Here is a 9343-nt window from a genome sequence, read left to right as displayed (position 1 = left end):
CTGACGGGCGGCGAAACCACGCACAACGTGCTGATGCCCGCCCACGTCGTCGATGGCGTGACGCAGGACATGAAGCTGTTCCGCGACGAGAGTTTCGGCCCGGTTGTCGGCGTGATCCGGGCCCGCGATGAGGCCCATGCGATCGAACTGGCCAACGACACCGAGTACGGGCTGTCGGCTGCCGTGTTCACGCGTGATACCGCGCGCGGCCTGCGCGTGGCGCGCCAGATCAAATCGGGCATCTGCCACGTGAACGGCCCGACCGTGCACGACGAGGCGCAGATGCCCTTCGGCGGCGTCGGCGCATCGGGCTACGGCCGCTTTGGCGGCAAGGCCGGCATCGACAGCTTCAGCGAACTGCGCTGGATCACCATGGAAACCCAGCCCGGGCACTTCCCGATCTGACGCCATTTCCCGATCTGAACCAACACCATTACCCTAGAGGAACGACCATGACCGAACAGCAGAAGATCGAGCGCGCGGAAGAAGATACCGTCGCTTTCACCGTAGAAGACGGAATGGCTTGGGTTAAGTTCAACCGCCCCGAGAAGCGCAATTGCATGAGTCCCAAGCTCAATCGCCGGATGAAGGCGGTGCTTGAGGAACTGGAATTCCGTGATGACGTGAAGGTGCTGGTGCTGACCGGGGAGGGCGATGCCTGGACGGCAGGCATGGATCTCAAGGAGTATTTCCGCGAAACCGAAGCACTGGGTCTCGGTGCCGTGCGCAAGTCGCAGCGCGAAAGCTATGGCTGGTTCGAACGCCTCCGCTGGTACGAGAAGCCGACCATTGCCATGATCAATGGTTGGTGCTTTGGCGGCGGCTACGGCCCGCTGTTCGGTTGCGACATTGCAATTGCTTCGGAGGACGCCCAATTCGGCCTTTCCGAAATCAACTGGGGCATTCTCCCGGGTGGCGGCGCTTCGAAGGTGGCGCAGGAACTCATGCCGTTCCGCAAGGCCATGTACCACGCGATGATGGGCGAGAACCTGACTGGCAAGCAGGCTGAAGAGCAGGGGCTGATCACCGAGGCGGTTCCTGCCGAAAAGCTCAAGGAGCGCGTGCTGGAAATCTGCGAGGCGCTCAAGAAGAAGGACACCCATGCCCTTCGCGCCACCAAGTGGACGATGCGCCGCATGGTCGACATGACCTATGACAATGGCCTGGAATACCAGATCCGCGCGCAGGAAGCGCTGCACAGCTTTGGTGGTGCGGCGGCCCGCAAGGAAGCGACGCGCCAGTTCCTCGACGAGAAGAGCTTCAAGCCGGGTCTTGGCACTTTCGATACGAGCAAGGTCAAAGCCTGATTTTTCAGGCCTGACGGAATTTGTAGAAGGCCCCGGTCGCGCAGGCGCCCGGGGCCTTTGCGTTTTGAAACGTCATGTGAAAGATGTTGCCTGTACAGCAGCTTGCGGCCAGCCTTGCGGCAAAGGAGTCGCACTAATGGCCACGAAGTTCAGAATTGCCCTTGCTGCTACTGTAGCGCTTTCGATGCCTGCTGCGGCCAAGGAAGCCGCATATCCCAAGGCCGAGGCTCAGGTTCTCGATCTTGCGCAGAAAGCCATCTCCATCCGATCGGTCCGCGGCGATGGCAACAAGACGATCGACGTCGCCAAATTGTTCGCCGATGCGCTCGTCGCGGGCGGTTGGAGCGCTTCTGACATTGAGATCACGCCGGTCGACGACACCGCTTATCTCATTGCGACCTGGAAGGGCGCCAACCCGGCACTGAAGCCGCTGGTCATTTCGGGCCACATGGACGTAGTGGAAGCCAAGCGCGAAGACTGGGAACGCGATCCCTTCGTGCCGGTCGTCGAGAACGGCATCCTCTACGGACGTGGTGCCAGCGACATGAAGTTCGACGGCGCGCTCGCGCTGTCGACGCTGATCGAACTGCGTCGGCAAGGCTACAAGCCGAAGCGCACGATCGTCATCGAGTTTTCCGGGGACGAGGAAACGACGATGAAGACCAGCGCGATCATCGCCGAGAAGCTGAAGAATGCCGAACTGGTGATCAATGTCGACGGTGGTGGTGGCGCGCTCGATGAGGCGACCGGCAAGCCGCTCTACTGGACCTGGCAGGGGGCGGAAAAGACTTATGCGGATTACCGGCTCGAGGTGACCAATCCCGGCGGGCACAGCTCGGCTCCACGTCCGGACAACGCCATCATCCAGCTATCTCAGGCGCTGGTGAAGGTCGGTGCTTACAAGTTCAAGGCCGAGCAGAACGAGATCACCAAAGGTTACTTCGACAAAGCCGCAGCCTTTACCGACCGGCCCGAGATCGCTGCAGCCATGCGCGCCTTTGCGGCAAATCCTGCAGACGACAAAGCCTTGGCAACCTTGCGCGCCGACCCTTCAATGGTGGGCAAGGTCGGAACGACTTGCGTGCCGACCATGCTTGGCGGGGGCCACGCCGAGAACGCGCTGCCGCAGCGCGCCTTCGCCAACATCAATTGCCGCATCTTCCCGGGCCATTCCAAGGAAGACATCATGGCTGAACTGGCTGGCGTGATCGGCGACCCTTCGGTGAAGATTTCAGACGTGACGGCTGGTTCGGTGGCCACGCCAGCCTCGCCGGTGCGTCCAGACGTCGTCGCCGCAGTGTCGAAAGCCATGAACAAGGCCTATCCCGGCGTGCCGCTCATTCCGTCGCAGGCTTCAGGAGCATCGGACTCGATGTGGTTCCGCGCGCTTGGCATATCGAGCTACGGCCTGAGCCCTTCATTCTCAAAGGACTCGGAAGACTTCTCGCACGGGCTGAACGAGCGTACACGGCTGTCCAATATCCGGCCCGGCATCACCTACTATCTGAGCCTGATCACCGACCTCACGAAATGATCGTGGCGAGGAAGTTGCGGGCGATATCCCGCGCTTCCTCGGCGGTGAAGCATCCGGGGGAGAGGCAGAGTTCGAGCCAGAGCCCGTCGACGAGGGCTGTGACTGCGATGGCGTGGCGTCGCTGGCTGTGCTGCGGCACGCCACAATCGTCCAGCAGGGCTTCGAGCCTGGCACGGTAACCGGCGTATTGCTCGTCGTGCTGGCTGGCGATGTCCTTGCGTGCGGTGACTAGGCTCCAGAATGCTATCCATGTAGCGAGGAGCGCCGGATCGGCGATGGGTGGCGCAAAACTGGCGGTCACGAACGCTTCGAGCCGATCGCGAGGATTAGTGCCTGCGGCGAATACCGCATCGTCGAGCGCTGCGGCAACTTGTCCGTCAACGTGAGCGTAGGTCGCGGCAACCAGCGAATCCACACCGCCAAAATAGTGGCTGACGAGGCCGGGCGAATTGCCTGCCTCCTGCGCAATTGCGCGGACGCTGGCACCGGCTGTTCCGCTCCGGGCGAGGACCCGGGCGCAGGCTTCGATCAGGCTGAGTTTGCGCGCGTCTGGTTCGGCACGACGAAAGGCGGGGGGTGATGCGACAGCGCTCATGGCTTGAATGTTCTGCCTGTTGTTGTACGACTGTTCAACAAGCAAATCTGGATTCGGGCATATGGGCGATCTCTCCGGGGCATTCCGGCACATCTCATCGGACGAAGTTGATCCGGATGCCGACTGGAGCCTGCCGGGCTGGCTCTACACTGATCCAGAATACTTCGCCGTAGAGATGGAGCGGGTGATCCGACCCTCGTGGCAGATAGTATGCCACGAAAGCGACATCGCGCAGCCGGGTGAATACCGCACGCTCGACTATTTGGGAGAAAGCGTGCTCGCGATCCGGGGTGACGACGGCGTGATCCGGGCTTTCGCAAACGTCTGTCGCCATCGCGCGATGCGTCTGGTCGAAGGGCCTTCTGGTTGTGCGAAAAAGCTGGTCTGCCCGTATCATGCCTGGACATTCGAGCCGGATGGGCGGCTGTCAGGCGTGCCGATGAAGTCGGACTATCCGGCATTGAAGCTTGAGGAAAACGGGCTCGCGCCTGTCTCGGTCGAAATCTGGCGGGGCTTCGTCTTCGTCCGGTTGGTTGATGGCGGCTTCCCGAGCGTGGCCGAGATGATGGCCCCGTTCGAAGAAGAGGTGGGACCCTATCGCTTCGAGGACATGCGTCGGATCGGCGACGTGCGCCTGCGTGAGCGGCAGGTTAATTGGAAGAACGTTGGTGACAACTATTCGGATAATCTACACATTCCAGTGGCGCATGATGGGCTGACGCGCATCTTCGGCAAGTCCTACGAGATTTCAGACCATGGCTGGGCTGACCGGATGAAGGGCGATCTGGTTGAAAAGCCTTCGGCGAACTTCTGGGAGCGGTTCTATCAGGCGCACCTGCCGGAAGTGCCGCACCTATCGCAGGAAGCGCAGCGGCGCTGGCTCTACTACAAGCTCTGGCCCAACATCGCGTTCGATATCTACGCCGACCAGATCGACTTCATGCAATGGTTGCCGCTGACGCCGACGACAACGGTGCTGCGCGAGATGTGCTTTGCGCTACCGGACGATCGGCGCGAGATGAAGCTGGTCCGCTATGCCAATTGGCGGATCAATCGGGTGGTCAACAAGGAAGACACCTGGTTGATCGAGCGTATCCAGCAAGGCATGGCCTCGCAGACATACGGCGCCGGACCGATCGGAAGGAGCGAGGTCTGCCTGCGCAGCTTTGCCCGCAAGATCCGCGCGATCACGCCCGAGGCTCGCCTGCACAAAGCACCGCCGGCCGGTTGGTCGAAGAACTAATCACAAGAATTTCCGGGGAGTTACCGCATGTCCAACCGTTATGACGCTCTGATCATCGGCGGCGGCCACAATGGCCTCGTCTGCGCCTTCTATCTTGCCAAGGCCGGGATGAAAGTGCGCGTACTTGAGCGGCGCGACATTGTTGGCGGCGCAGCGGTGACCGAGGAGTTCCATCCCGGTTTTCGCAATTCGACCGCAAGCTACACCGTCAGCCTGCTGCGGCCCAAGGTCATCGCGGACATGAAGCTGCACGATTACGGGTATCGCGTGATCGAGCGGACGATCAGCAACTTCTTCCCGTTTCCGGATACCTATCTGAAGCTTGGTGGCGGGCCGGGCCGAACCGAGGCGGAGTTCGCGCGCTTTTCGAAGAAGGACGCCGAGGCTTACCCCAAATATGATGCGGCGTTGGAGAAAGTCGCCAACGTGCTGCGCGATATCTCGTTGCAGACCCCACCCAACGTCGGTGGGGGCATGGCGGCGCTAAAGTCTGCCGCGATGCAGGGCTGGCCGATTGCCAAGCTGGACATCGCCACGCAACGCGATCTGCTGGACATCTTCACCAAGTCTGCGCGCGATTTCCTCGACGGCTGGTTCGAGGACGATCATGTGAAATCCGCCTTCGCGTTCGACGCGGTGGTTGGCAACTACGCGGGCGTTTCGACACCGGGCAGCGCCTATGTTCTGCTGCACCATGTGTTCGGCGAAGTGAACGGCAAGCTGGGCGCCTGGGGTCATTCGGTCGGTGGCATGGGCGCAATCACGCAGGCCATGGCCAAGGCCTGCGCAGACGTGGGTGTGGAGATAAGCCTCGAAGCGCCAGTTTCAAAGGTGCTGGTCAACAACGGCAAGGCTGCCGGGGTGAAGCTTGAGGGCGGGGAAGAGCTCTACGCACCGATCATCGCCGCCAACGTTGGACCGGCGCTACTCTACCGCCAACTGGTCGATTCCGCGGACCTCAACGAGGACTTCAACCGCAGGATGAAGAGCTACAAGACCGGGTCAGGCACGTTCCGCATGAACGTGGCGCTGACAGAGCTGCCGGACTTCACCGTGCTGCCGGGCAAGGAAAAGGCCGAGCATCACACCGCCGGGATCATCATCGCCCCGGGCATGGACTACATGGATCAGGCATTCATCGATGCCCAGCAAGACGGCTGGTCGAAGAAGCCGATCGTAGAGATCAAGATTCCGAGCACGGTGGACGACAGTCTCGCTCCTCCGGGACAGCATGTGGCCAGCCTGTTCTGCCAACAGTTCGATCCAAACGTGGATTGGGACTTGCACCGCGAGAAGGTGGCCGATCTGATCGTCGATACGGTCACCGAACACGCGCCCAACTTCAAGGGCAGCGTAATTGCGCGGCAGATCCATTCGCCGCTCGATCTCGAGCGCAAGTTTGGTCTGATCGGGGGGGATATCTTCCACGGCACGATGGGTCTCGACCAGCTATGGGCGGCGCGTCCGGTGCTTGGGCACGGCGATTATCGCTCGCCGATCAAGGGGCTCTACATGTGCGGTTCGGGCACGCATCCGGGTGGCGGTGTGACCGGTGCGCCGGGCCACAATGCAGCTGCAGAGATCATCCGTGATCGCTCGATGCTGTGGAAGCTGCTGCATCGCGCTTGATCAGCAGGTACACCGGCAGGCCTAGGGCGATAAAGCCAGCACCATAAGTCAGGGCTTCGAGGCCGAGGCCCCATGCCGCCCACCCGATGAACGCCGCTCCGACGAGCGCTGCACCCACAAGCAGGCGCTCGTCGGGAAGCAGGCGCACGGCGGCGAGCATGGCTATGAAGTATGACAGCATGCCGGCGGCGAGGCTTACCGAGGCGATGAAGGCGAACAGATCGCCCATGCCGCGGCCGTAGTTCAACAGGGTCACCACGCTAAGCAGTACGCTCGACACCACGTGCGAGCGAACCGGCGTGCCGCGAGAGCCTTCGACTGCGAACCAGCGCGGAAAAACGCCGCCACGCGCCATGGCCCATGGCACTTCGCCTTGAAGAAGGATGAAGCCGTTGAGCGTGCCGAACGCGCTGATTGCGGCGAAAACGGCAACGATCTGGCCCATGCCGGATCCGAAGAACTTGGCGAGGAAATCGGCGACGGGGGCTGGTGACGCCGCGGCCTCCGCCATGGGCATGTAGAGTGCGAAAGCACCCGAGATGCCCATGTAGACGAGCCCCGTCAGCGCCACACCAATCAGCGTTGCGCGCGGTACGACCTTGCTGGCGTTCTCTACTTTGTCTGCCGGAACAGTGGCGGATTCGAGACCGAGGAAGCCCCAGAAGGTGAGCCCTGCTGCTGTTGCCACCACGCCGCCGGAGAGGGCAACAACAGGTTGCTCAACCGAAGGCACGCCAGTCGCCAGCAGCCAGAGCGCGAGGCCGATGAGGCCCGCGAGGGGCATTAGCTTGAGCGCTGTGGTCACCACCGAAACATCGCCCGCAGCGCGAACGCCGCGGATGTTGACCAGCGTCAGCAGCCAGACGCAGCCCACCGAGAGCAGCGCAGGAACGGCGGGCGTATTGCCGATCCATGGGAACAGCAGGCTCAGATTGCTGACGACTGCCACGGCAACGGCCCCGTTCCCGGCCCAGAGCATGGTCCAGTAGGACCACGCCGTCACGAACCCGAGGATCGGGCCGAACGCTGACTGTGCATACGCGTAAGGCCCACCCGCAAGCGGCAAGCGCGCGCCCATCCGGGCGAAGCTGAAAGCAAGACATAGCGCTCCGCCCAGTGTCACGGCCCAGCCAATCAACTGGTTGTACCCGAGCGGGGCCAGCGTGGCTGGCAGGATGTAAATCCCCGAGCCGATCATGTTGCCGACGACCAGCGCGAGCGTCATCCAGAAACCGAGGCCACGTTTGTGCGGGGGCATTTGCAGTTCTCCGGAAACGACGCTTACGAAGAGTAACGCTTGATCGCGGGCCGTCACCATGTTTGTGATGCGCATAATGGCAAACGTCACCACATCCCCCCGCAGTCCTGCTGCACCCGCTTACGATCCGCGCCTTGTCCGCGCGGCAGTGGCGATGAACGAGAACGACTTGCCGACAGCAGAGCCCCTGCTTCGCTCGCTTCTAAAGGACGATCCCTTCGATGTCCGCGCGATCCGCCTTTTTGCGGAGTTGGCAGGGCGTATCGGGCGTTACACTGATGCCGAGAATCTGTTGCGCCGGGCGATTGAGCTGGCCCCGCAATTTACCCCTGCGCGCGCCAACCTCGCGCTGGTGCTTTATCGCACCAATCGCGCGCCTGAGGCATTGGAAGAGCTGGCGAAAGTCACGGCAGACGATCCCGACAATGTCGGCCATGCCAACTTGCAGGCCGCAGCTTATGGCCGTCTCGGAGAGTTTGACGAGGCACTGGCGCTATACGAGCAGGTCTTGCAGCAGGCGCCGAACCAGCCGCGTGTGTGGATGAGTTATGGCCACATGCTCAAGACCGTGGGGCGGCAGGCTGATGGCATTGCCGCCTATCGCAAGGCAATCGAGCTGTTGCCGGTCCTTGGCGAGGCCTGGTGGAGCCTTGCCAATCTCAAGACGGTGAAGTTCTCGGATGACGATATCGCTGCGATGCAGTCTGCATTGGCGCGTGATGACCTGACTCCCGACGATCGCTGGCACCTCGATTTCTCGCTCGGCAAGGCGTTCGAGGACCGGGGCGAGGCGGAAGCCGCGTTCCGACATTATTCTGCAGGCAACGAACTGCGACGTCGCCGGATGCCATACAAGGCCGAAGATACGACCGAAAGCGTCGACGCTGCGATCGCGACATTCACGCCCGCGTTATTATCAGGACTTTCAGGACAAGGTTGCGCGGCGCCCGATCCGATATTCGTTCTCGGCATGCCGCGCGCCGGGTCGACTCTCGTCGAACAGATCCTTGCCAGCCATTCACAGGTTGAAGGCACCAGCGAACTTTCCGACATCGGTTTCCTGGCACGCAATGTTGAAGGCTATCCGGTCGCGCTCGTCGATCTGCCCGAGGGCGAATTGCGCAGGCTTGGTGAGGCTTATCTTTTGCGCACCCGGGTACAGCGCCACACATCGCGACCGTTGTTCATCGACAAGATGCCGAACAACTGGCTGCACGTTCCCTTCATCCACCTGATCCTGCCAAACGCGAAGATCGTCGATGCGCGAAGGCATCCGCTCGCCTGCTGCTTTTCCAATTTCAAGCAGCATTTCGCGCGAGGGCAGGGGTTCAGCTATTCGCTCGACGACATGGGGCGCTATTATCGCGACTATGTGCGGGCTATGGCACATTACGACCAAGTCTTGCCTGGCTTAGTGCATCGCGTGATCTATGAGCGGATGGTCGACAATACGGAAGCCGAAGTGCGCGCTTTGCTGCAGCATTGCGGGCTTCAGTTCGAGGAAGCTTGCCTCGCCTTTCACCAGACCGAACGGGCCGTTCGCACGGCGAGTTCCGAGCAGGTCCGTCGTCCGATCTTTCGCGAAGGCACCGAAGCGTGGATGCCGTTCGAGCCTTGGCTTGGCCCGCTCAAGACAGCGCTGGGCGATGTATTGGATTGTTATCCGGAAGCTCCGACGACCCGGGAACCAACATCGTTGTAAATTGGCCACGCCCCTGACTTAACAATCGTTTCCCGCGCCATACGGCTTGACGATCCGCTCTTCTGCGGAGCAGCA

The 9343-nt window shown here is 61.5% G+C and carries 8 protein-coding genes; 6 read left to right on the top strand and 2 right to left on the bottom strand.

The window, feature by feature from the left end:
- The 3 genes from IQ25_RS17925 to IQ25_RS17915 all read left to right on the top strand — a co-directional run.
- On the top strand, positions 1-405 hold a 405-nt coding region (locus tag IQ25_RS17925; RefSeq protein WP_144907643.1), incomplete at its 5' end, for an aldehyde dehydrogenase family protein.
- A 47-nt stretch (positions 406-452) separates the two neighbouring features.
- Positions 453-1307 carry a p-hydroxycinnamoyl CoA hydratase/lyase gene (locus IQ25_RS17920; RefSeq protein WP_144907642.1) on the top strand — a complete coding sequence of 285 codons (855 nt, stop codon included), beginning with the start codon at positions 453-455 and terminating at the stop codon, positions 1305-1307.
- 136 nt (positions 1308-1443) lie between these two features.
- Positions 1444-2841 (top strand): M20/M25/M40 family metallo-hydrolase, encoded by a 1398-nt coding sequence (locus IQ25_RS17915; protein WP_144907641.1) that lies wholly within the window; start codon positions 1444-1446, stop codon positions 2839-2841.
- Here the strand turns inward: IQ25_RS17915 and IQ25_RS17910 are convergent.
- Positions 2831-3436 (bottom strand): TetR family transcriptional regulator C-terminal domain-containing protein, encoded by a 606-nt coding sequence (locus tag IQ25_RS17910; RefSeq protein ID WP_144907640.1) that lies wholly within the window; start codon positions 3434-3436, stop codon positions 2831-2833. The genes IQ25_RS17915 and IQ25_RS17910 overlap by 11 nt on opposite strands.
- Before the next feature lie 61 nt (positions 3437-3497).
- Here IQ25_RS17910 and IQ25_RS17905 point away from each other — a divergent pair, with 61 nt between their 5' ends.
- Together IQ25_RS17905 and IQ25_RS17900 are read left to right on the top strand one after the other, a co-directional pair.
- Complete coding sequence (locus IQ25_RS17905) at positions 3498-4679, top strand: aromatic ring-hydroxylating oxygenase subunit alpha (protein WP_144907639.1); 1182 nt, start codon at positions 3498-3500, stop codon at positions 4677-4679.
- A gap of 27 nt (positions 4680-4706) precedes the next feature.
- Positions 4707-6308: a phytoene desaturase family protein gene (locus IQ25_RS17900; RefSeq protein ID WP_144907638.1), complete on the top strand. Its 1602-nt coding sequence runs from the start codon at positions 4707-4709 to the stop codon at positions 6306-6308.
- Here IQ25_RS17900 and IQ25_RS17895 read toward each other — a convergent pair.
- Positions 6262-7566 carry an APC family permease gene (locus tag IQ25_RS17895; RefSeq protein ID WP_144907637.1) on the bottom strand — a complete coding sequence of 435 codons (1305 nt, stop codon included), beginning with the start codon at positions 7564-7566 and terminating at the stop codon, positions 6262-6264. The two genes, IQ25_RS17900 and IQ25_RS17895, sit on opposite strands and share 47 nt — an antisense overlap.
- Before the next feature lie 76 nt (positions 7567-7642).
- Between IQ25_RS17895 and IQ25_RS17890 the strand changes: the two genes are divergently transcribed.
- A complete protein-coding gene (locus IQ25_RS17890) occupies positions 7643-9268 on the top strand; it encodes a tetratricopeptide repeat-containing sulfotransferase family protein (protein ID WP_246415541.1) in 1626 nt (541 codons plus the stop codon).
- The last annotated feature ends 75 nt before the right edge of the window (positions 9269-9343 follow it).

This window comes from Novosphingobium taihuense (assembly GCF_007830315.1).
Taxonomy (GTDB): Bacteria; Pseudomonadota; Alphaproteobacteria; order Sphingomonadales; family Sphingomonadaceae; genus Novosphingobium; species Novosphingobium taihuense.
Note: the sequence above shows the minus strand (reverse complement) of the source record. Positions and strands in the feature narration are given on the sequence as shown.

Bases quoted from the DNA above. Each gene is read 5' to 3' on its own strand.
- IQ25_RS17920 (WP_144907642.1), top strand. From the start codon at position 453: ATGACCGAACAGCAGAAGATCGAGCGCGCGGAAGAAGATACCGTCGCT.
- IQ25_RS17890 (WP_246415541.1), top strand. From the start codon at position 7,643: ATGGCAAACGTCACCACATCCCCCCGCAGTCCTGCTGCACCCGCTTAC.
- IQ25_RS17900 (WP_144907638.1), top strand. From the start codon at position 4,707: ATGTCCAACCGTTATGACGCTCTGATCATCGGCGGCGGCCACAATGGC.
- IQ25_RS17905 (WP_144907639.1), top strand. From the start codon at position 3,498: ATGGGCGATCTCTCCGGGGCATTCCGGCACATCTCATCGGACGAAGTT.
- IQ25_RS17895 (WP_144907637.1), bottom strand. From the start codon at position 7,566: ATGCCCCCGCACAAACGTGGCCTCGGTTTCTGGATGACGCTCGCGCTG.
- IQ25_RS17910 (WP_144907640.1), bottom strand. From the start codon at position 3,436: ATGAGCGCTGTCGCATCACCCCCCGCCTTTCGTCGTGCCGAACCAGAC.
- IQ25_RS17915 (WP_144907641.1), top strand. From the start codon at position 1,444: ATGGCCACGAAGTTCAGAATTGCCCTTGCTGCTACTGTAGCGCTTTCG.